This is a genomic window from Rhodococcus sp. P4_F5 (assembly GCF_056401315.1).
The window spans coordinates 32635-53605 of record NZ_JBFUJP010000032.1 but is presented as its reverse complement, the minus strand read 5'-3'; the positions used below and the strand labels follow the sequence as shown (position 1 = coordinate 53605).

Here is a 20971-nt window from a genome sequence, read left to right as displayed (position 1 = left end):
AGGGCCGGGTGCTCGTCGCGCTGGTGGTCGCGGCCGCCGCGATCGGCCCGGCGCTGGCCGCGCTGTCGCCGCACGCGGTGGGGCCGTTGGCGGTGCTGCGCGAGCTCTTCCGGGGTGCGGACTGGTCGCCGGCGGAGGTACGGGAACTGTGCGCGCAGTCGCGCGCCGCCGAGGACTGCCGACGGGGACTGCTCGCGCTGCGGCTCGGCGGCATCGGCCCGACGGTGCTGAGCCTGATGCCGACGCTGTTCGTGCTCGTCCTCGCGGACGGCCTGCGCCGCGGTCGGCGCTTCGCGTGGGGGGCGTCGGTGTTCGGTCAGGTCGCGCTGCTGGGGCTCTCGTTGGCCAACTTCGCGGTCCGCTTCCTCGGCCAGGACGGGACCCGGTCGCTGTACTACGGCCCGCACACGCCGAACCTGTACCGGACGCTGGCGCCGTTCCTGACCCCGTTTGCCGTGCTGGTGGTGCTGCTGGCCACCAAGCGCTTCTTCGACGTGTCCGCGCCGGCGGGCACCTACCGGCGCTGCGTGCGGGTGGTGCTGGCGACGGCCGTCGGGCTGGCCGCGGTGTACGTCGGTGTCGGGTACCTGGTGCGTGACGGGTTCGACCACGAACCGACCGTGCTGTCGCTGCTCGCCGACTTTCCGCAGCGGCTGGTCCCGCCGGTGTACCTGCAGTGGCTCGACCCGGAGTTCCTGCCGGACAGCCGTGCCACGACCCTGCTCTTCGAGTGGACCGGGGTGGTGTTCTGGGTGGTGCTGTGCGTGGTGGTGCTGGCGACCTTCCTCGCCCCGGCCTACGGCGCCGCGACCGACGACACCGAGCGGGCGCGGCGGTTGCTGCGGGCGAGCGGGGGCAGCGCGCTGTCGTGGATGACCACCTGGCGGGGCAACCGGTACTGGTTCAGCCCCGACGGCGCCGGTTACGTCGCCTACCGGGTGATCGGCGGCGTCGCGCTGACCACCGGCGACCCCGTCGGACCCCGGGAGAGGCTGCCCGCCTACGTCACCGATTTCGCGGAGTTCGCCGCCGCCCAGGGTTGGACGCCGTGCTTCTACTCGGTGACCGGGGAACTGCGCGCGGTCACCGACTCGATGGGGTGGGGCGGGTTCCAGGTCGCGGAGGAGACGGTGCTGCGACTGAACGGCCTGGCCTTCACCGGCAAGCGGTTCCAGGACGTGCGCACCGCGCTCAACCGGGCGAAGAAGTCTGGGGTGCACGCGGAGTGGATCGAGTACCCGCACGCGCCGCTCGCGCTCACCGACCAGGTCAACGCGATCTCGGAGGAGTGGGTGGCGGACAAGGGCATGCCCGAGATGGGCTTCACCCTCGGAGGCGTCGAGCAGATCGACGACCCGCAGGTGCGCTGCCTGATCGCGGTCGACGCGGACCGCACCGTGCACGGCGTCACCTCGTGGATGCCGGTGTACCGCGACGGGCGGGTGGTCGGCTGGACGCTGGACTTCATGCGCAGGCGCGCCGAGGGCTTCCGGCCTGCGATGGAGTTCCTGATCGCCTCTGCGGCGCTGCTCTTGGCGGAGGAGGGCGCGGAGTTCGTCAGCCTGTCGGGGGCGCCGCTGGCGAAGGTCGACGCCCCCGACACCGACGACGTCGACGAGACCGGCGGCGCCGACGAGGCCGCCGAGGAGGAACGACGCGAGCGCGGGGCGCTCGGCGCGGTGATGGACCGGGTCCTCGACGTGCTCGGCCGGACCCTGGAACCGGTGTACGGGTTCCGGTCCCTGCTGGCCTTCAAGTCGAAGTTCCAGCCCGAGTACGTGCCGATGTACATGACCTTCCCCGACCCGGCGGCGCTGCCGAGCATCGGCAACGCGATCGGCCGGGCGTACCTGCCGGACGTCTCGTTGGGTCAGGGTTTCCGGTTGGTGCGCACCATGATCGGGCGCGGGTAGGACCGAACCGTCAGACCGCAGGTGACCTCAGGCAGACGCGGAGGCCGCCGCCGCGGTCGCCGCGGACCCGCCGACGGTGCCGTACACGTGCCGGGTCCCGATCGGCACGATCAGCGGCCGGTCCGCGACCGGGTCCTCGATCACCCGGGCCTCCAGGCCGAACACCTCGAGCAGCAGTTCCGGGGAGATCACCTCGCTCGGGGTACCCGCGGCGACGACCGCGCCCTCCGACATGACGATCAGCCGGTCGCTGTAGCGGGCCGCGAGGTTCAGGTCGTGCAGCACCATCACCACCGTCCGGCCCATCTCCTCGTGCAGCCGGTCCACCAGGTCCAGCACCTCGATGGAGTGCGCCAGGTCCAGGTAGGTGGTCGGCTCGTCGAGCAGCAGGATGTCGGTGCCCTGCGCCAGCGACATGGAGATCCAGGCGCGCTGCCGCTGGCCGCCGGAGAGCTGGTCCACCGGCCGGTCCGCGAGCTCGGAGACACCGGTCAGTGCCAACGCCCGCGCCACCTCGCCCTCGTCGTCGGAGGACCACTGCCGCAGCCACGACTGGTGCGGGTGCCGTCCGCGGGCCACCAGGTCGGCGACCGTCAGGCCCTCGGGGGCGACCGGGGCCTGCGGCAGCATCCCGAGGGTGCGGGCCACGTCCTTGGTCTTGAGACTCGAGATCGCCTTGCCGTCGAGCAGCACCTGCCCGGACTTGGGCTTGAGCAGCCGCCCCAGCGTGCGCAGCAGCGTCGACTTGCCGCAGCCGTTGGGCCCGATCACCGTGGTGACCACGCCGGTCGGGATCTCCAGGTCGAGTCCGTCGACGATGATCCGGTCGCCGTAGCCGACGGTCAGGTTCTCGGCGGCCAGGCGGGTGGGAGCCTGGGTGGCGGGCTCGGTCATACGGAGACCTTTCGGTTGGTGCGGACGAGCAGGTAGAGCAGGAACGGCCCGCCGAGCGCGGAGGTGACGATGCCGACGGGCAGCTCGACGGGCAGGATCGTGCGGGCGATGACGTCGCTGCCGACGACCAGGACCGCGCCCATGAGCCCGGACGCGAGGATCGGCGGCCCGGGGGTCCGCAGCACCCGCATCGCCAGCTGCGGCGCGGCCAGCGCGACGAAGCCGATCGGACCGACGGCGGCCGTCGCGATGGCGGCCAGCGCCACCGCCGCCAGCAGCAGCACTCCCTGACCGGCCTGCAGCCGGACGCCGAGGACCCGGGCGTTGTCGTCGCCGAGTCGCAGCGCGCCGAGGGTGAACGAGGAGACGACGGCGATGGTGCCGACCACGGCGACGCCGATCGCGACCGGCCACACCTGTGCCCAGTCGCTGCCGTTGAGCGAGCCGTTGAGCCAGACCTGCGCCCGGGCCACGTCGTTGATGTCGGCGGAGATCAGCAGCCACTGGATCGCGGCGATCAGCGCGGCGTTGAAACCGATGCCGATCAGCACCACCCGGTAGCCCTGCACCCCGCCGCGCCAGGACAGCCCGTAGATCGCCAGCGCGGTCACGATGCCGCCGACGAGGGCGGCGAGCGGGACGCCCAGCACGGCGAGCGCACCCACGAAGGTGCCGCCGCCTCCGACCACGATCAGCGTGACGGCCGCCGCGCTGGCCCCGGCGGTGATCCCGAGCAGGTCCGGGCTGGCCAGCGGGTTGCGCAGGATGGACTGGGTGATGGCCCCGGAGATGCCCAGCGCGATGCCGGTGAGCAGCGCGGTCAGAGCCCGCGGCAGTCGCACGTCCATCACGATGAACCGTTCGATCCGGGTGCCGCCGCCGAAGAGGATGTCGGCGACGGTGGGGATCGGGATGCTGAACTCGCCGCGGCCGATGTTCACGCACAGCAGCAGGAACGCCAGCGCGAGCAGGCCGAGGGTGACGGCGGTCATCGCGGTGCGGCGGACCAGGGACAGCCGGCCGACCCGGAACGCCGGGCGGGAGGGCACGGTGGTCGGTACGGGCGCGGCCGGGGTCGCGTCGCCGGGGAGGTCGATGTCGGTCAGGCTCACAGCGACACCAGCTTCCTGCGCCGGACCAGCGCGACGAAGAACGGGGCGCCCATCAGTGCGAGCACGATGCCCACCTGCAGTTCGCCGGGTCGCACCACGACCCGGCCGATGACGTCCGCGAGCAGGATCATGATCCCGCCGAGCAGTCCGGCGTACGGGACCAGCCAGCGGTAGTCGGGACCGGTGATCGAGCGGGCCACGTGCGGCACCACCAGCCCGACGAACGCGATCGGGCCGCACGCCGCGGTGGCGGCGCCGGTCAGCAGGGTGATCGCGACGATGCCGACGGTGCGGCTGAGCAGGATGTTGGTGCCGAGGCCGCGGGCCACCTCGTCGCCGAGGCTGAGCACGTTCAGGCTCGGGGTGCTGGCGATCGCGATGACCACGCCGAGGACGAGGAACGGGAGCACCTGCCACAGCACCTCCGGCCCGCGTCCGGCCACCGATCCGACCACCCAGAAGCGGTAGCCGTCGAGGCTGGTCTGGTCGAGCAGGATCACCGTCTGCGTCATGGCGCCGAGGAACATCGCGACCGCGGCGCCCGCGAGCGCCAGGCTCAGCGGGCTGGACCGGCCGTTGCCGACCGAGGAGATGCCGAACACCACCACACTCGCGGCGAGTGAACCGGCGAACGCGAACCACAGGTACTCGCTGGGACCGGCGAGGCCGAACAGGTAGATCGAGAGCACGACGAACAGCGCGGCGCCGGCGTTGAGCCCCAGCAGTCCGGCGTCGGCGAGCGGGTTGCGGGTGTGACCCTGGATCAGGGCTCCCGCGACGCCGAGGGCGATGCCGACGACCAGTCCGAGCGCGGTCCGCGGCACCCGGAGCGTCCGCACCACCAGGTCGGTGTCGGTTCCGGTGGGGGTGACGAGGGCGTGGAAGATCTCGGCGAAGTCCATCGGACGGGCCCCGACGGCGATGCTCGCCAGGACGGCCGCGGCCAGCAGCATCGTCAGGGCCGCCAGCCCGACCAGTCGCCTGCGCCGGAGTGCCGCGAGCGAGGTGTCGACCGGCAGTGGGGTGAACCCCTCCGCGGCGGCGGTGCGCTCGCGGACGACCTCGACGCCGGTGCGGGGCAACAGCGCCCGCCGGGTGCCCAGCGGTGCGCCGGTGACGGCGTCGCGGGTGAGCAGGCCGAGCCAGTCCTTGCCGAGGCTCTGGCCGGTGCGGCCCTCACGCATGCCGCGGTTCCAGACGAGCAGGGCCAGGCTCGCGGTCAGCGCGACCGCGCCGAACACCACCCGGTCCATCTGTCCGCCGCCGTTGGCGTCGCGGAGCGAGTCGACGACGACCCAGCCGATCAGCAGGGGGATCGCGACGACCGCGAGGTCGAGGGCGCCGGCCGCGAGCCGGCCGCGCAGCGGCGCGGGGCCCCGCGGGACGTCGAGCGCCCCGTAGGTCTCGGAGCGTGGCGCACGCGTGGTCGCCGCACGGGGTGCGGGGGTGAGGGTCACGGTCGGGGCTCCTGATCGGCGAGGCACGAGCTACGGAGATTAGGTTACGGAACCCTTGCCCCCGGGGGCACGCCGGTTCCGTTCCTCATTTGCTGTTGTGGTTAGGCTAACCTACATTCAGTGTCCGGAGTGCCGACGACCGAGGAGTGTGCAGTGCTCGATATCGCAGTGACCGAGAACCCCACGACCGGAGGGTGGCTGGGTTCCCGCCCGGCGGCCGCCCCGTCGTCGGAGTGTCCGGGCTCTGCGCACGACGTCGGTGCCGCTCTCGCGCAGTCGTGCGCGCGGCTGCGGGGGATCTACCGCGACTACCCGCGGGTGTACGCGGTGGCGCTGATGGCCGAGCAGCCCCGCCGTCGCTGGTGGGCGTTGCGGCAGGGGATCCGCGGCGACCGTCTCGACCGGATGGTCGACCGCGTGGCGGAGGACGTTGGCAACCGCGAGGCGGCCGGTGCCGCGGTGGCGACCGCGTTGATTCACGCGGTGGTGGGCCGGGTGGCCGCGCTGGTGATGCTCGAGGGGCGGGCCTGGGACTCGGGGCTGGACAACCTGTGGCTGCACATGGACAGCGACGGCGCGGTCGACTGGGCCGGCGTGGTCGACCCGGTGCTCCGGGTGCTGCCCGGCGACCGCTGGGCCGGGACGCCGTCCGCGGTCACGCTCCCGTGCGAGCGGGCGCTGCTGGTGTGGACCGCGGGCCGCTGCCGCCTCGCGCTCGCCGCCGTCTTCGACGCCCTGGACGAGGTGGTCCCGCTCGACCGCGCGCGCTGCTGGGCGCTGGTGGGGGAGGCCGTGCTCGGCGCCGCGACGCTGGTGCCGATCCTCGGCGGAGTGGGCGAGTCCGTGGCGATGCGCCGCGGCCAGGGGTTGCTCGACGCGTTCGAGGCGGCGGGTCTCCCGGTGCGGGCGCGGGCGGACCGGCAGGTCGTCCGTGGGCCCCGGGTGCAGGCCATGGCGAGCTGACGCTTGCAAATTAGGTAAGCCTCGCCTACAGTTCGGTTCGAACACGATCAATCGGACCGCGCGGAAGTCCTGGGGCTGCAGTGACTCCCGGTCCATTCCACGGCTGGCCTCGCACCACCTCAGGTGCGGGGCCAGTCGGCATCTCACGGGGTGGGTCGTGTAGCACTGAGGGGGAGTGCGGTCGCCGAGAGTCGTGGCCGAAGGACGATGGAGCATGACATGAGCGAAGCCACCCTGCCCGCCGATCTCGCGGGCATGGACCCCGCCACCGCGACGCCGTTTCTCAACAAGGGGTTCGGCGAACTGCTCGGGCTCGAGTACCAGGAACTGACCGCGGACCGGGTGCGGGCCACCTGGACCGTGCGTCCCGAGCTGTACCAGCCCGCCGGCCTGATGAACGGCGGCGTGCACTGCGCGGTCGTGGAGACCCTGGCCAGCATCGGCGGCAGCATCTGGATCGGCGACCGCGGCCACGTCGTCGGGGTCAACAACAACACCGACTTCCTGCGCGCCAGCCGCAGCGGCACCCTCTACGCAGAGGCGACGCCGGTGCACCGCGGCCGGACGCAGCAGCTGTGGCAGGTGACGGTCAAGGACGAAGAGGACAAGCTGGTCGCCCGCGGGCAGGTCCGCCTCGCCAACGTCACCGACCCGGGCGTGCTCGGCCGCTGACCGGAGCACCGACGCGCCCGCGGGTGCGGCGCCTGCCCGGCGCGGGCCGATTTGCCGAGTTCGGCTGTGTCCGTTGTGGAATGCTGACGGCAGGCTCGGATTCGGCGAGGAGGTGCGCCCGTGACATCGGACGCGGAGCTCGACCCCGCGGCGGTCGAGATCGGCAGTTTCCTCCCGCAGGCGCCGGACGCCGTGTGGCGTGCGCTGACGGAGCCGGACCTGCTCGCGCGTTGGCTGATGCGGTCGGCCGGGTTCGCCGCGTCGGTCGGTACGCACTTCATCTTCGCGGTGCCCACCCGGCCGGCCGGCGAGATTGCCTGCGAGGTCCTGGTGGCCCGGCCGGGCGTGCAGTTGACGCTCGGCTGGGTCGACCTGCGCGCAGACCGTCCCGCCCGGTGGGTCGTGGACTGGTCGATCCGGCCGCAGGGCCGCGGCACCCGACTGCTGTTGACGCAGACGGGCTTCGACATCAACGACCGTCGGCAGAAGATGACCCGCAACGCCATGGAGCGGGGGTGGAAGGTCGCCGTGTCGCGGCTTCGTGAGGTCCTCGACGACCTTGGCCAGTGAGGGCGCGACGGCCCGGATCTGGTCTTCAGGGGCCGTTCAGCTCCCGTACTCATTCGAGCGGTCGAGTTGTCGCTGAGGCGTCCGGTCGATGTTTCTCGCAGGCAGGCGATTCCGAACGACCGAGGGTGACCTCACCCGCCTGGGGTGAGGATTGACCGACCCTTTGCGGGCATGGTGAGGGCACTCGCGAAGGAAGGCTATGCCGTGTCTGATGCACTCGGTGGCCCGCTCGACGACACGCAGTTGACCGATGACTACGTCCGCACGCTGGGCCGGCTTGCCTATCTCTGGGGGTGGCCGATGGCGAACATGCACAACCGGCATCTGGTATTCGCGAAACTCCCGGGCCCGGGCCTGATCGACGGAGTCGTTCCCGCCTCCTCGCCCGGTCGGCTGAGCATGCTGCACGACTACATCTCCCCGGACCAGAAGCACGTGGCCTGCCCGAACCAGGACGTCGTGTACGGCGCCGGCATGCTCCACGCCGCGCTGGGGCCCTCCGTTCTCCAGGTTCCCGACTTCCAAGACCGGTTCTGGGTCTACCAGGGCGTCGACCAGCGCACCGAGTCATTCATCCGTCTCGGAGCGATGTACGACACCAAGCCGGGCATGTACCTGCTCGCCCCGGCGGGCTGGTCAGGTGACGTTCCGCCCGACATCGAGGAAGTCTTCACCTTCGACACGGCTGTCGCGATCGTGCTGCCGCGCGTCTTTCTCGACGACAACGCCACCGACCGGGCGGCGATCCAGCCGTTGCTCAACCAGGTCACCATGTATCCGCTGGCCGACTACACCGGGGAGATGCAAACCCACGACTGGTCCACCCTCCCGGCCTTCCCGGGCAGCAGCGGGGGCAACGCCGGTGAGCAGGAAACCCAATTCGTCATCCCCGAACAGTTCTTCGCCGAGTTCCCTGCCATCCTCGACGAGGTCCCGCCGCGCCCCGGTGAAGAAGCGTTGTATGCCTGGTTCGCATCACTGACGACTGCCGCCGCCAAGTCCGAACACATCGCGGACCTGTTGCGACAGACCGCGATCGAGGGCTGGTGATTCTGTTCTCGCGCGCTGTTCCGACCTAGGGGACCGGGAAGGCACCGACCCCCCTGGGTGACCGTGATCAGGTAGCCGCCGGACATGCGGACGGTGGCGGTCGCGGCGACCGTGCCGCTGCCGGTGGCCGCCGTCGCGGGGGCGTATCGGCACCAGTCCTCCGGCGCGACGGGCCGACTGTAGTCGGGTGGCACGCGTCGGAGCGCGGTGGTGCCGGCGGCGCCGGAAGTCAGGTTCAGCCAGTGCACCGACACGTCGAGGCACCACAACCCGGGCGGAGGGGGCTCCGTCGCGAAGGTCGCCGCATCGGGTGCGCTCGGCGCCGCCGTCGGCGTCACCGTCGTCAGCTGTGGCACGCAGAACCACACGGCCAACCCGCATCCCGCGACGTATCTCACCGGGACCTGGAACACCGTGGTCGTCACCGGATCCGGCGGCGGGTTCGCTGTTGCCGCGGCGGCAGAGCCGGGCGGCAGGGCCAGGATGGCCGCGGACGCGACGGCCCCGGCAAGGACCGAACGACGAATTCCGTTACAGCGCATGGCGTGACCCTCCGCGTGGGACCTGCCCCGACCCTGCTGTTGTGTCAGCGTAGTCGCGCCGGCGGTCCGGCGTCGGTGCGTCCATCGGGGGCTGCGCATGTAACGACGTTCGTCCCGAACCGATAAACAGACCGTCCATTACTTTGAGGGGGTAGGTCTGAATGAAGCATTCAACTGTGGTCGCGGCGGGTGTGCTGGCCTTCGGGCTCGGCGCCGTCGTGGCTCCAACCGCAACGGCCCAGGACTTCGGGAACACCGTGGAGTACAGCCAATGCAGCGACCGGTTCCGCCTTCCGTGGCAGCCGGCCACGCCGACGACGAACGTGGTGCTCAGCCCGTTCGGCACGGCCGACATGCACTGCGCGTCGTGGCACGGCGTCACCCAGGCATATCAGGTGGATCCGTGGGGAAACAAGCACCGGATCAACCCCGCGAAGTTCGTTGTGCCGCTGCCGTTCTACGTGTGGGATCCGGCGACGTTCTAGCCGACTGACATCCGCTCGGAGCGTGCTCTGCCTGCGGCCGAGATACCCGGATCGCCCTGAACTGGTCCGTTCCCCGAGTTGTCGGCGTGGCGGCAGTCTGGACTGGGGCAGTCCAGACTGCCCGTCGTGGCTGTCATGAGTCGGAGAATGGGACAGATCGCGGTTGCGGCAGCGGCATCCGTGGTAGCCATGGTCCTGACGGGTTGCACCCTTCGGTGCGTCCGCCGAACCCCCGGGCGGCCCGCTCGCGGCCCGTCTGCGGCGCGGCGACGGTTGCCAGCTCGTCAATCGCGGTGACCGCCACCGGCGAAGTCCCGGACGAGCCGATCCACGTCCATACCCCGATCCCGTAGGCGCCGGACGACGCATCACGCCCCGAAAGCTGGCCGTTGAGGCGTGAATTCGGGGATGCGCGTACCGAGAAGCACCCACCCAAGTTCTGCGGCCGGCAGGTCCTCGACGCAGATCCGAAAATTCGGCCGGAAATGCCTGGATCTTGTCACCTGCGGGTTGATAGGTGAACCCGATCGGCGTTGATGTGTGAACACCCTACCGACCGACCGAGGGGTGTTCGCCGATGTCGGAGCGTGCTGGGCTGCATGCGAACTGGATAGGTTGATCAGTCGGAAATCACACTTAAGAACGGCTCCAGATCACACAAATCTGGATGAGTTCCAGGGTTCATGTCGGTTGAAGTCCGTTGGGCCCAGGTTCCCTGGAATGACATGCAGGAGTGTCGCTGGAACGTCTGTGCTGCCCTCCCGTTGTCGAGATGCGGGAAGGGACAAYGGAACGCACGGTCGATTTGCCGAAACTTGGGCATGTTGAATGAGTCGACCAAAGTAGTTGAACCCCTATGGGTTCGACGAGTCTGCGCATGTCGTGCTGGATCTGGACGAGGATAATCACCTCGCCGGGTAGGGCTGACCCCAGGTTCCGCGCGCGGGCGTTGACTAGGGTGCCAGCGTGACGTACTCGTGATCGGGACGAAGAACTGCTCGTAGGGGCTCGGACGCTTGAAGGAGTCGATCGTGGATGACATCGAACCTATGAACATGATCGAGCAGGAAAGCCTCGAGCCGGGTGGCCCTCATCGCTACTGGATGTGGGCGACGAGCGTGGCCATGTTCGTTGCCGGGTTCGTTTCGATCCTGCTGGACTTTCCATGGTGGAGCACCGTGTTGATTCTCGTCGTGGCTGTTTCGATTTGGGCAGCTGGGGGGCGCTTCTTGTTCCGCGGTAGAAGGGCCTGCTCCGAAAAGCAGTAAACGGCGCCGAGAGTGACGCCGGCGGGGCCAGTCATCTTGACCACACTGCTCCGGAGTGGAGGTTGCCCCACGGTGCCGGTGGCGAGGGATACGGTGGCGATCAGAAGCAGATGAGGGGGACATCGGATGCATCAACCCACTTGACGGGGAGTGACTTTCACGGAGATCGCCAGAATCTGGGTTCGCTATCAAAGAGCGCGCCTCGCCTGGTGCATCCTCATCCTGACCTTCGCGGCGGTCATGTTCTACGTCAATCTGCACATCAACTAGACGTACGGCATCGCGCATGGGACCTGTCATCTCCACAGCTCAGAGCAATGACCGACCCGACGCCCACCAGCAGGGCGAGTAGGTCGCCCACAAACCACTAGGGGAAGCCACCCGATGTGCAAAGCGCTCGCACTGCTCGGCATCGCGGCTGGCCTCGTCGTCTACATCGCTGCGTTCTTCGTCAACGCCCCAATCGAGGTGTGCATCTCGCAGCCGATCATCCCGCCATCGATGCTGGCCGGTGGCGACCCCGTGGTGGCGTCCTCAGCGCTCTTCCAGAAGGCCTGGGTTGTCATCGTCGCGTCGCGCTGTGAACTGACCTTCCCCGCTACGGGCACTCACGTCTCGACTCTCGTCATCGAATGGGGCCCGTCGGCGCTCGCCGTCGCCGGCCTGATCGGCGCAGCATCGTCGCTGTGGATCTGGCTCGGATACCGGAGCAGAGAAGTTTGAAAGAGCCGCCAAGGGAGGCGTTTCCGGTGCTGTGGCAGCCTGGCGGGATGTCATTGGATGGTCGACGCTTGTCGCCGGTGTTTGGCGCGATGATCACGCTGTGCGTGTTGTGTGCCGTCTTCGTTGATGTGCCGGGGATGGCAATCGTTGGCTGGACACTGGTGTTGGTCTTTGCTGCAGCGTGGATGGTGACAATGATCCGATCCCGGAATTCTTCTGACGAGCGGTGATCAGCGGAGCATTGACCGTCACGGCTCTCCCAGACTGGACTGCGCGCCACAGAGCCTGCCGACGACCTCCTGACAAGCGCGAGAGCCGATGACGGGAATCGAGCCCGCGTATTCAGCTTGGGAAGTCGGCCGGACCCGGTTTCGGCTGTCCGTGACTGTTCGCGTAAATGGTTGCGACCTGCAGGTTCTATCCCGTTCCGTCCGTCAGCGGTTACTGCAATCCGCGGCCTGTAGTGACATCGCCGTGACACCTCTGGCGGCGATCCGAGCGGAAGGGTTGGTCGTCATGACGACGGGTTGCGCGGGCGCTTTTCAGGCGATCGCCTGAGGGCCACAGATTGCCGCTCCTCTTGAACATTATCGTCATAGGACGTCAGGAGCAGCGCCCACGGAGTGGCCTGCAGTCGCTTGAATAGCGCGAGCGTCTCGACGCGCCGATCGGCGACGTCCTTTGTCGAGTCGACCGAGATCAGAAATGGATACTCGTCATACTGCGCAATCGCGACCGTGTCCGGGCCGAGGCCCACCGCGGTGGGGTCGCGCCGGTCGCTGACGGGTTCGCCGATGGTCGCCACGAGCTCGTCGAGCGACCGAGGGCCCTTCACTTCGATGTAGTCGGTGTTTGCCATCGCTCACCCACCTCCAATCAGTCGAGCGACGCCGGCCGGTAGTTGCCGTAGATCCCGCGGCTGTCGCCCGCGAGGTACTGCTCATGCTGGGCCTGGGCGCGAATAGCCAGAGCCGCATCCTTCCCCCGCTGCTGGCGCAACCGATTCCGGCGACTATCCACGAAGGTGCTGACACCCATCCCGACAGCCACAATCACAACCACGAGAAGAGCGACGCCGAGCAGCAGCTTCCAAAAGGCGGTGATGAACGCGGCAACGAGAAACATGCCGATCAAGCCCAGTGCCATGCGCATGACGGCCCCCTCCGGTCTGCAGTCACCCACTGGCCACTCGGCCGCGGACGCTCAGTGTAGAGACGGACACCGACACCCGAATCCAGATGCGGGAGCGATGCTCACGGGGCCTCGGTGGCTATGGGATCTTGGACGCGGTCACGGCTGGGCGTTGACGGATCACTGTGTCGGTGGTGGACCGAGTTCGAGCGCGTCTACATCGAGACGAATATCCTCCCTCGGTACTGTGATGCTTCCTCTTTCGCTATCTGTGGGGTGCAGACGGCGTGCTTTGGTTGGCATGCGGGTGAGTCACCGGCCGACCGAGGACGGGGCGTGGCGGCACACCAGCATGTGGTTTCCGCCGCTCTGGAAGTGGTAGTCGACCTCGACGACTCGGCCGGCAATGTCGCGGGCCCGCAGGTCTGCGAGCAGCTCGTCGAGTCGTGGATAGGGCGTCGACGATCCGACGGCCACCAGCGGAAAGATTCGCAGCTCGTCGCGGGCGACGCGCATCAGCTCGCCGATCGCGCTGACATGGAAGGTGTGATCGAGTACGTCGGAGTAGCTGAACAGAAGGTGGGAGCTGAGCGCGAGGTCGAAGCTCGAATCTGCGAACGGCAGTGAAGGCAACAGCCCGGCGACGTAGTGGTGCGGATGCCGGCGAATGTGGGTGGCGAACTGCTGGGCGGCGTGTTGCCGGGTGCGCTGGTGTTCGTCGGGGTCGGCGAAGAAAGTCCACTCGTACTGTTCCGGATGTGCGCGGACGTAGCGGTTCCCGCGATCGGACTCGGCTGCTGCGAGGGCGGCGAGGTCGTCGGCTCCGTGCTCGAAATAGGCCACGTCGCAGGCGGTCACGTCGCCGCCGAGACTGCTCACCTCGCTGGTGAATCCGGCGGCGCCGCCGGGGCAGTCCAGGATCCGCCGGGCCAGATCAGCGTCGGTGAGGTTGAACATGGCTCGGTACTCGTCGAGCGAGCGGGAACTGATCAGCATCTCGYCGATGCCGTGGGTGCGAACGGGATTGTCGGTCATGGGGTGGTCCTCTCGGTACGAGGTCACCTCACCGCGTCAACCGGGACGGATGCCGTAATACTGGCGAGGACCGTCGGCCGCACGAGAGGCGGCCGGAAGTGCACAGTTCAGGGCCGCGGGGAAAGCGGCCACCAGAGCTGCACGAAGGTCATCACCGGCCAATTAGATCACAGTGATTACCGGGGCAGTCCCAAGGTTGGTTGACACTTTTGGGCAGGTCAACAGGAGGGGCCAGTCCTCAGCGCGCGCGGGGGTCTACGACAGCAGTTTCCGAAGGCATTCGCTGCTCACTGCCCAGCTCCGGAATGCCGAAACTTGTTGTGTGAAAGTGGATTTCGTCACTGTGTCAGCACGGCGCCCGCATGAGTTTTCCGCTACGTGAAATATCCGCCGGAGTGAGCGCTATGCGAGCAGGGAAGGGCCCTCACCTTTCATTCCTGGCGTCCGAGCGCCTGGATGGCCGGGGTCTTGATGGCAGATCGCGTGGCCATGATCGCTGTGATGGTGGTGAGTGCGGCCGTGAGCAGGGTGATGCTACCCAACAGGGTCCAGGGGATCGCGACCACCGGGGTGCCATAGACGCGGTAGGTCGCGGCCCAGAGGCCCAGGAGAGCAAGGACCGCGGCGATCGCGCCCAGGATGAGGCCGATTGTGGTCGCGGCGAGGGACTCGACGACGGCGGTGCGTTGGATCTGACGCCGGGTGAGGCCGGCGAGTCGGAGTGTCGCCAGCTCGCTCCGCCGGAGACCGATGGCGATCGCGATGGTGCTCAGGAGGCTGATGAGGGCATACAGGCTACCGAGCCCAACGATCGCGGCCATCACTCCGCGGTTCTCGCCGTCCTTGACGCTGTCTTGGTTTTCGGAGGACTCTGCGGGCGTCTGCACCGTGGTCGCGCCTGCAGCGGTGAGTTCGCGTTCGACCACGCCGATATCGGCTCCGGGCTCGAGTTGGATGAGGACGGTGGTAGGCCGATCGAGCAGGTCGGGCGGCAAGATGGTGCGGTCGATGTAGAAGCCGTCAACCCCGGCGAGGGTTTCTCCCAAGCGGGCTGCCTCATAGAGCGTGACGGTGTCTCCGGCGATGGTCACGGTGATCCCGTCGTAGTGACGGTGGACCATCGTGCTGTCGAGGCCTGGGCCGAAGACGATTCGGTCGGAACCGAAGTCGGCGATGTCACCGATACCGGGTCGTTGAAGATGGGTGGCTCGGAAGGCGACGGGATCGACCGCGACGACGGTGCCCGGCCCGTCCGCGGTGACGCCGCCTCGGGTGAGCTGAACGGCGAGCGGCACGACGGTCTCGGGTGCGGCCAAGGAGACTCCGGCGATGGTGTCCAGCGCAGCGAGGTCGATGCCGTCTCCTGTCGCGATCAGATCGGCACGCAGCAGGTGGGTGGCCTCGGTGGCCGCGGCTCTCGTCTGGGTGTCGAGGATCCCTTGGAGCCCCATGACGAGACTGACAAGCACGATCATCGGTGCGGCGCACGATGCGGTGCGGCGGACGGCGTCGCGCAGATTGGCGAAAGCGAGGTCCGTGACCGGTGAGCGGCGTGCCCAGGGTGTGAGTGCTCGTGCAGCGGCCGGCACGAGCAACGGCGACAACCGGCTCATCGCCACCGAAGCGGTGATGACGATTCCCATGCCGAGCAACAGCGGGATCAGCATTCCTCCAGCGGTCGCCGAGAAGTAGGTCTGGACAGCGGTCAGCGCGATGGCAACGACCGCGACGGTCCATCGGCGGGTGGTCATCAGGCGCTGCTCACTGTTGCTTCGGCGTAGGGCGTCCAGAGGACTGATCTTCGTGGCCCGGCGGGCGGCACCCCACGCGCCCGCAAGACAGACCGTGACTGCGACCACGAGGTCGAGCACCAAGACCGCCGGCCGGACGGGCACCACCAGTCCGGTCGGAAAGGTGCCGAGCGAGGTCAGGATGACGCGTTGTACAGCGGTGAGTCCGATCCCGAGCAGAGCGCCGGCCACGGTACCGAGAACGGCGGCGAGGAACGCCTCGGCGAGCAGAAGCCCACTTACCTGGCGGGAAGTGACACCGCTGAGCCTCAGGATCGCGAGGTCGCCTCGGCGTTGATCGACAGCGAAGCTGAAGGTCGAACCGACGACGAAGACCGTCAAGAATGCTCCGAGCATCACCGTCATGCCGGTCAGGGTGCTGGCGCCGCTGGCGGCTTGCCGGAACGCCTCGGCCTGCTCACGACCCGAGCCGCTCGGCGCCTCAGCTTTCTCGACACCGAGGATGATTGTCATCCCGGCATGGACGATGGCGACACCGGCGGTCACCGCCAGGACTGTCCCGACGAAGAGTTGCCAGCGGTCGAAGAAGGTGCGGACGGCGAGGCGGATCACCGCGGGGTCTCGAGATCGGCCAGGGTCGACGCGATCTGATTCGCACTCGCGCCATCCAAGGTCGTGACGAGGCGGCCATCGCGAAGAAATGCCACGTGGTCGGCACGCGCCGCGGCGTGCGGATCGTGGGTGACCATCAGAATCGTCTGCGCCTGCCCGCCGACGATGGCGCGAAGGAGGTCCAACACTGTGCCGGCGGACTTGCTGTCCAGCGCACCGGTCGGCTCGTCGGCGAACAGGATGCTCGGTCGGGTCGCGAGGGCTCGTGCGATGGCAACGCGCTGCTGCTGGCCGCCGGACAGCTCGCGTGGCTTGTGGTGCACGTGATCACGCAGACCAAGGGCGTCCAGGGCTTCTGCCGCGGCAGCGTCTGCATCCGTGCGTCCCGCCAGTCGCAGCGGGAGAGTGACGTTCTGTGCCGCAGTCAGGGCTGCAACAAGGTTGAACTGCTGGAAGACGAAACCGATTGCGGTGCGCCGCATTTGGGTGAGCACGTCATCGCTGAGGCTCGCGATGTCGCGGCCGCCGAGGAACACCTGTCCCGAGTCAGGCGTGTCCAGTCCGGCCGCGCAGTTCAGCAGGGTGGACTTTCCCGACCCCGACGGGCCCATGACCGCTGTCCAGGAACCACGACGGCAGCCGATCGTGATGCGGTCGAGTGCCGTGAGAGTGGACTTCCCAGACTGGTAGGTGCGTGTCACATCGCGGAGATGCAAGACGGTGCTGTGCGGGGCTGGTTCGTTCATGGCACTGAGCACACCGCGGTGCACCGGTGCGGCGCAGTAGGGCCGACCGGTCAATCAGGGTATGGCTGGCTCTACGGTGTCCTCGCGATCCTGTCCTTACGATGCGGAGGTGAGCCGTGTGGAGTTGGAACCGGATGCGCTGCCGACCATCGGGCGGTGGCGAGGTGTGCGCTACACCACCGCCGCCGGCGCACGGGCACTCGCCTCGATAGCCGGAGTTGCGCTGCTGGGCACACCGATCGTCCTCGCAGTCACCGGTCCTGAGCGCGGCACCGGCGGCGTGGGGGCCGTCCTGGTCGCGGGCTTGGCGCTGCTCGGTCTGGGACTTCCGCTCATCGCGGTCGTCCTCGCGCGCACCGATTGGAGTGGGGCCGCGGCTCTGCTCGACCTGGCGGCAGGGGGCCGCCCCGAGACCCAACTGAGCGAGCCCCGAACCCTGGTCAGGCCGCTCGCCTACACGGTCGTCATGCTGACGCTCGGCGGCGCCGTTGCCGTGCTTGCCGCTCTGATTGTCGTGGGATCGTTGGTCGCGTTGATCAGCCCGTTCCTGGCGGCGATCGGTGACCAGGCCGTCGTCGGACCGTTCACGGTGAGCGCCGTGCCCCAATCCTTGCTGGCAGCCGTCATTGCAGTGGTCGTGTTGGCAGGTCTCGTCTGCGCTACACCCGTGGTCGCGCGGGCCCACGCCTCGTTGGTCCTTCAGGTTCTGACCCGTCCGGAACAGCGCTTGCAGCGCGACCTGAGCGTGACGGCGCAATCGCGTGCCCGCCTGGTGCGGGCCTTCGATGTCGAGCGCCGGCGCATCGAACGCGATCTGCATGATGGCGTCCAACCGCAACTGCTGTCGGTGAGCATGACGCTGGGACTCGCCCTTGCGGCGATGCCGGCCGATGCACCCGGCCGCCACGACGTGGCCCGCGCCCAGGAGCAGGCTCGTCAGACTCTGGAATCTCTACGCCAGTTCGTGCGCAACATCCATCCGCAGGTACTCGTCGATCACGGCCTCGGCGCGGCGGTCGGTGAACTCGTCGACACCTTTGCTGTCCCCATCACCGTCGACGATCAGCTCGGCGACCGACTGCCTGCCGACGCTGAGACCAACCTGTACTTCTGCGTAGCGGAACTCCTCGCGAACGTCGTCAAACACAGCGGGGCCAACCACACCGACGTCAGTCTTCGCCGGCCTCAGCCCGAACTCGTACAGATCAGAGTCCACGACGACGGCTGCGGCGGAGCCGGCACTAGCCGGCACGAGAACGGTGGGCTCGGCGGGATCGCTGACCGCATCGCCGCACTGGACGGAGACCTGGTGATCGACTCACCTCTCGGCGGACCGACGACCGTCGTCATCACACTTGCCGCACACGGGGAAGGTCGGGCAAATGACTGAAGCCATCACCAGGACAGGCGCGTCGTCCTCGATACCGGAACCGCTCCGCGTCGTTCTCGCCGAGGACAACACGCTCCTGCGCGAGGGGCTCCAAATGCTGCTCGAACGCAACGGATTCGTCACCGTCGCTGCGGTGGGCACAGCCGAAGAGTTGATCGTCGCGGGCCGGGAAACCGATCCGGACCTCGTGATCACCGATGTTCGGATGCCGCCGTCGTACCGATCCGAAGGTCTCGTCGCCGCCGTCAGTTTGCGCGAGGAGAACCCGGGCCTTCCCGTGGTGGTCCTCAGCCAGTACGTCGAACAGAGCTACGTCGCCGAGCTGCTCGACAGCGCCGGCGGAGCAGGGATCGGATACCTGCTCAAGGATCGGGTCAGTGACGTCAACGACTTCGCCGACACCCTCCGGCGTGTTCACGCCGGCGGCACAGCAGTCGACCCCGCCGTCATCAACCAAATGATCAAACGTCGCCGCGATCCACTCCAACGTCTCACCCCCCGCGAGCGAGAAGTCCTGGCAGTCACGGCCGAAGGACAATCCAACGCTGCCATCGCACGGCGCCTGTACGTCTCCGAAGCGGCGATCGTCAAGCACATCGGCAACATCATGATGAAACTCGACCTCCCGCCCAACGACGACCAGAACCGCCGCGTCGCGGCGGTGCTGACCTACCTACGCGGACAGGGGGACTGACGGTCAGCCGACCGTCGTCGGCCGACCGTTGACCATCACCTTCGTTCCCACGGGAACCCCGATCGAATAAYTCGCCTCGCAGTACCCGACGACGCTGCCGCCGCACGGGCTGTCGAGGTTCAAGGTGTCATCGGTCAACGACCAGGCCGGAGTCCTTGGACGCTTTCCCAACGTATGGGTGCGGACCTCAACGATCACCTCACTGCCCTTCCCGACGGCGCCGGTGTGCGCCGACACCGTCACGGGCAAGTTTGCATTGTCACGTACCACGTTGAGCGTCGTGCCGGCGAACGCGAACGACTCGTGCTCAGAGTGCTCAGTCGAGGAACACCCCGACAGGGCGAGGCTCGCGACGAGAACCGTTCCGATGGCGCAGCGGCGAAGAATCTTGTTCATGCCACCATTCCAACGAGGATCGGATGCGTGCGACATACGCCGAACCTGAGTCTTCTTGGTAGGGCCAGCCCGACCTCGAGTGACTGCCACGGGGTGTCCCCATGCTCTGAATGGGACTGCCCCCGCTTTGGTTGATGCGCAGACCAAACCGGGGCAGTCGCCGCCAAGTGGGAAGCTCTTGTCATGACGACCGTGTCCGGCGACTTTGAGTTGACCGTCGACGAACTTCGAGCTGTCGCGCGCTACGTGGCCGAAAGTGCCCAGGAAGTTCTAGCGGTGTTCGAGGCTGCGCAGCCCGATGATCCTCGGCCCCGCGCGGCGATCGATGCAGCGTGGGAGTTCGTGCACGGTGCGAGACGGACCAACCTGCAGCGCGTGACTTCGGTGGGCGCGCATCGCGCGGCGAAGGTGGCACCCACCGAGGCCGCGCGTCTCGCGGCACGCGCCGCTGGCGATGCGGCCGCTGCCGCTTACCTGCATCCGATCGCCAAGGCACACCAGGTCGGTCACATCCTGCGGGCAGCGGCGTGCGCGGCGCGCATCGGCGAGTTGAGCGCAGGTGACGATCCCGACGTCGGGAACCAGCTCATCGCGCAGGCCGGACGCCGCGCCGCCCCCACTGTGGTTGATGTCCTTGGCCGGTATCCCGTGGCTCCAGCGGGCAAGGATCGCGTCGCGCAGCTCATGAGTTCCCTGGATGCTGCACTTCGGCAGCCGAGTGAGTAGAGGTTCCTCGCCGAGCTGGTGAGCTGGCAACTCGGCCGGGCGCGTTCGGCAGTCGCCGCTCGATTCGGAAACGAGTCCTGACTCAAGGCGCTGGCGGTGCCTTCACTGCCGCGACGGCGAGCTCGACGTCCTGCTCCAGTAGGTGGTGGTTGAGCGCGATGGCGGCCTTCGTGCCGGCCCCTGCGGCATTGATCATCTGAGCAGGTGAATCGACGACGTTGCCGGCGGCCCACACCCCGGGAACGCTGGTACGGCCCGTCGGATCGGTGGATACCCACCCGTCGTCACCTACTTGGCAACCCAGGCCGATGAGCAGATCATGCTGCGGCACGAAGCGCGGGCCGACGAACACCGCAGCTCTCGGCACGACCACGCCAGCCGTGAGCTCGACGCCGTGCAGCTGATTGCCGCGCGTCACCAGTCGCGCGACTTCCCCGTCAACAATGCGGATCCCGCGCGCGGTCAGTCGGGAGCACTCGTCCGCGTCCAGCGTGATCCGGTCGGGGAAGAACACCACGTCGGCGGACCATTGCCGGACCAGGGATGCTTGGTGCAGGGTGAACGGCCGGTTGTCTCCGCCCAGTACGACCGATGGGGGTGTCGCGCACCTCGTAGCCGTGGCAGTACGGGCAGTGCAGGACGTCGATGCCCCAGCGCACTGGAAGGCCAGGGATGGCGGGTAGCTCGTCGCGCAATCCGGTGGCCACGATGACGCCGCGCGCGGTGAGGTTGGGGCCGTCCTCGCAGTGGATCACGAAGCGGTGGCCGTCGAGCTGCTCGATTCCGGTGGCCCCGAGCCAGGGCTCCGCCATCACGGTGGGGAGTCGTGCACGCCGTCGAC

General features: G+C 68.2%; 23 protein-coding genes. 13 read left to right on the top strand and 10 right to left on the bottom strand.

Annotated features, from left to right (window positions below):
- Positions 1 to 1913, top strand: a 1913-nt coding sequence (locus tag AC1DU4_RS14625) for a bifunctional lysylphosphatidylglycerol flippase/synthetase MprF (RefSeq protein WP_477840961.1), incomplete at its 5' end; no start/stop codon positions are given.
- A gap of 27 nt (positions 1914 to 1940) precedes the next feature.
- Here AC1DU4_RS14625 and AC1DU4_RS14620 read toward each other — a convergent pair.
- Genes AC1DU4_RS14620 through AC1DU4_RS14610 form a run of 3 tightly spaced genes read right to left on the bottom strand, consistent with a single transcriptional unit; the run spans position 1941 to position 5376 of the window.
- The gene (locus AC1DU4_RS14620) at positions 1941 to 2807 is read right to left on the bottom strand and encodes an ABC transporter ATP-binding protein (RefSeq protein WP_477840959.1); all 867 of its coding nucleotides are present in this window, start codon (positions 2805 to 2807) and stop codon (positions 1941 to 1943) included.
- Positions 2804 to 3913, bottom strand: coding sequence for a FecCD family ABC transporter permease (locus tag AC1DU4_RS14615; RefSeq protein WP_477840969.1), 1110 nt, complete (start codon positions 3911 to 3913; stop codon positions 2804 to 2806). The genes AC1DU4_RS14620 and AC1DU4_RS14615 overlap by 4 nt, the downstream gene beginning before the upstream one ends.
- A gap of 2 nt (positions 3914 to 3915) precedes the next feature.
- Positions 3916 to 5376, bottom strand: a complete 1461-nt coding sequence (locus AC1DU4_RS14610) for an iron chelate uptake ABC transporter family permease subunit (protein WP_477840958.1) — start codon at positions 5374 to 5376, stop codon at positions 3916 to 3918.
- Between the two features lie 153 nt (positions 5377 to 5529).
- Between AC1DU4_RS14610 and AC1DU4_RS14605 the strand changes: the two genes are divergently transcribed.
- The 9 genes from AC1DU4_RS14605 (at position 5530) to AC1DU4_RS14565 (ending at position 11879) form a co-directional block, all read left to right on the top strand.
- Entirely contained in the window at positions 5530 to 6339 is an 810-nt protein-coding gene (locus AC1DU4_RS14605) for a hypothetical protein (protein WP_477840956.1), read from the top strand.
- 255 nt (positions 6340 to 6594) lie between these two features.
- Positions 6595 to 7011: a PaaI family thioesterase gene (locus AC1DU4_RS14600; protein WP_477840967.1), complete on the top strand. Its 417-nt coding sequence runs from the start codon at positions 6595 to 6597 to the stop codon at positions 7009 to 7011.
- Between the two features lie 120 nt (positions 7012 to 7131).
- On the top strand, positions 7132 to 7581 hold the full coding sequence (locus AC1DU4_RS14595) for an SRPBCC family protein (RefSeq protein WP_477840954.1): 450 nt from the start codon (positions 7132 to 7134) through the stop codon (positions 7579 to 7581).
- Between the two features lie 204 nt (positions 7582 to 7785).
- Positions 7786 to 8631: a DUF1254 domain-containing protein gene (locus AC1DU4_RS14590; RefSeq protein WP_477840952.1), complete on the top strand. Its 846-nt coding sequence runs from the start codon at positions 7786 to 7788 to the stop codon at positions 8629 to 8631.
- 210 nt (positions 8632 to 8841) lie between these two features.
- A complete protein-coding gene (locus tag AC1DU4_RS14585) occupies positions 8842 to 9180 on the top strand; it encodes a hypothetical protein (protein WP_477840950.1) in 339 nt (112 codons plus the stop codon).
- A 154-nt stretch (positions 9181 to 9334) separates the two neighbouring features.
- On the top strand, positions 9335 to 9658 hold the full coding sequence (locus AC1DU4_RS14580; RefSeq protein ID WP_477840948.1) for a hypothetical protein: 324 nt from the start codon (positions 9335 to 9337) through the stop codon (positions 9656 to 9658).
- Positions 9659 to 10689: 1031 nt separating this feature from the next.
- Positions 10690 to 10926 carry a hypothetical protein gene (locus AC1DU4_RS14575; protein WP_477840946.1) on the top strand — a complete coding sequence of 79 codons (237 nt, stop codon included), beginning with the start codon at positions 10690 to 10692 and terminating at the stop codon, positions 10924 to 10926.
- A gap of 384 nt (positions 10927 to 11310) precedes the next feature.
- A complete protein-coding gene (locus AC1DU4_RS14570; protein ID WP_477840944.1) occupies positions 11311 to 11649 on the top strand; it encodes a hypothetical protein in 339 nt (112 codons plus the stop codon).
- Positions 11613 to 11879 carry a hypothetical protein gene (locus AC1DU4_RS14565; protein WP_477840942.1) on the top strand — a complete coding sequence of 89 codons (267 nt, stop codon included), beginning with the start codon at positions 11613 to 11615 and terminating at the stop codon, positions 11877 to 11879. Before AC1DU4_RS14570 ends, AC1DU4_RS14565 begins: the two co-directional genes overlap by 37 nt.
- 284 nt (positions 11880 to 12163) lie before the next feature.
- Here the strand turns inward: AC1DU4_RS14565 and AC1DU4_RS14560 are convergent, their stop codons facing one another.
- The 5 genes from AC1DU4_RS14560 to AC1DU4_RS14540 all read right to left on the bottom strand — a co-directional run bounded on the left by AC1DU4_RS14560 (position 12164) and on the right by AC1DU4_RS14540 (position 16924).
- On the bottom strand, positions 12164 to 12508 hold the full coding sequence (locus tag AC1DU4_RS14560; RefSeq protein ID WP_477840940.1) for a hypothetical protein: 345 nt from the start codon (positions 12506 to 12508) through the stop codon (positions 12164 to 12166).
- Positions 12509 to 12525: 17 nt separating this feature from the next.
- A complete protein-coding gene (locus AC1DU4_RS14555; RefSeq protein ID WP_477840938.1) occupies positions 12526 to 12801 on the bottom strand; it encodes a hypothetical protein in 276 nt (91 codons plus the stop codon).
- Between the two features lie 291 nt (positions 12802 to 13092).
- Positions 13093 to 13815 (bottom strand): class I SAM-dependent methyltransferase, encoded by a 723-nt coding sequence (locus tag AC1DU4_RS14550; protein WP_477840936.1) that lies wholly within the window; start codon positions 13813 to 13815, stop codon positions 13093 to 13095.
- A 431-nt stretch (positions 13816 to 14246) separates the two neighbouring features.
- On the bottom strand, positions 14247 to 16178 hold the full coding sequence (locus AC1DU4_RS14545; protein ID WP_477840934.1) for an FtsX-like permease family protein: 1932 nt from the start codon (positions 16176 to 16178) through the stop codon (positions 14247 to 14249).
- Complete coding sequence (locus tag AC1DU4_RS14540) at positions 16175 to 16924, bottom strand: ABC transporter ATP-binding protein (protein WP_477840932.1); 750 nt, start codon at positions 16922 to 16924, stop codon at positions 16175 to 16177. The genes AC1DU4_RS14545 and AC1DU4_RS14540 overlap by 4 nt, the downstream gene beginning before the upstream one ends.
- Before the next feature lie 109 nt (positions 16925 to 17033).
- Between AC1DU4_RS14540 and AC1DU4_RS14535 the strand changes: the two genes are divergently transcribed.
- Positions 17034 to 18314: a sensor histidine kinase gene (locus tag AC1DU4_RS14535; protein ID WP_477840930.1), complete on the top strand. Its 1281-nt coding sequence runs from the start codon at positions 17034 to 17036 to the stop codon at positions 18312 to 18314.
- Entirely contained in the window at positions 18307 to 19008 is a 702-nt protein-coding gene (locus AC1DU4_RS14530; protein ID WP_477840928.1) for a response regulator transcription factor, read from the top strand. The genes AC1DU4_RS14535 and AC1DU4_RS14530 overlap by 8 nt, the downstream gene beginning before the upstream one ends.
- 3 nt (positions 19009 to 19011) lie before the next feature.
- Here AC1DU4_RS14530 and AC1DU4_RS14525 read toward each other — a convergent pair whose 3' ends face one another.
- Positions 19012 to 19404, bottom strand: coding sequence for a hypothetical protein (locus AC1DU4_RS14525; RefSeq protein ID WP_477840926.1), 393 nt, complete (start codon positions 19402 to 19404; stop codon positions 19012 to 19014).
- A gap of 183 nt (positions 19405 to 19587) precedes the next feature.
- On the opposite strand from AC1DU4_RS14525, the gene AC1DU4_RS14520 reads away from it, so the two are divergent.
- A complete protein-coding gene (locus AC1DU4_RS14520; protein WP_477840924.1) occupies positions 19588 to 20130 on the top strand; it encodes a putative immunity protein in 543 nt (180 codons plus the stop codon).
- Between the two features lie 82 nt (positions 20131 to 20212).
- Here AC1DU4_RS14520 and AC1DU4_RS14515 read toward each other — a convergent pair whose 3' ends face one another.
- Complete coding sequence (locus tag AC1DU4_RS14515; RefSeq protein ID WP_477840922.1) at positions 20213 to 20647, bottom strand: FAD-dependent oxidoreductase; 435 nt, start codon at positions 20645 to 20647, stop codon at positions 20213 to 20215.
- Between the last annotated feature and the right edge of the window lie 324 nt (positions 20648 to 20971).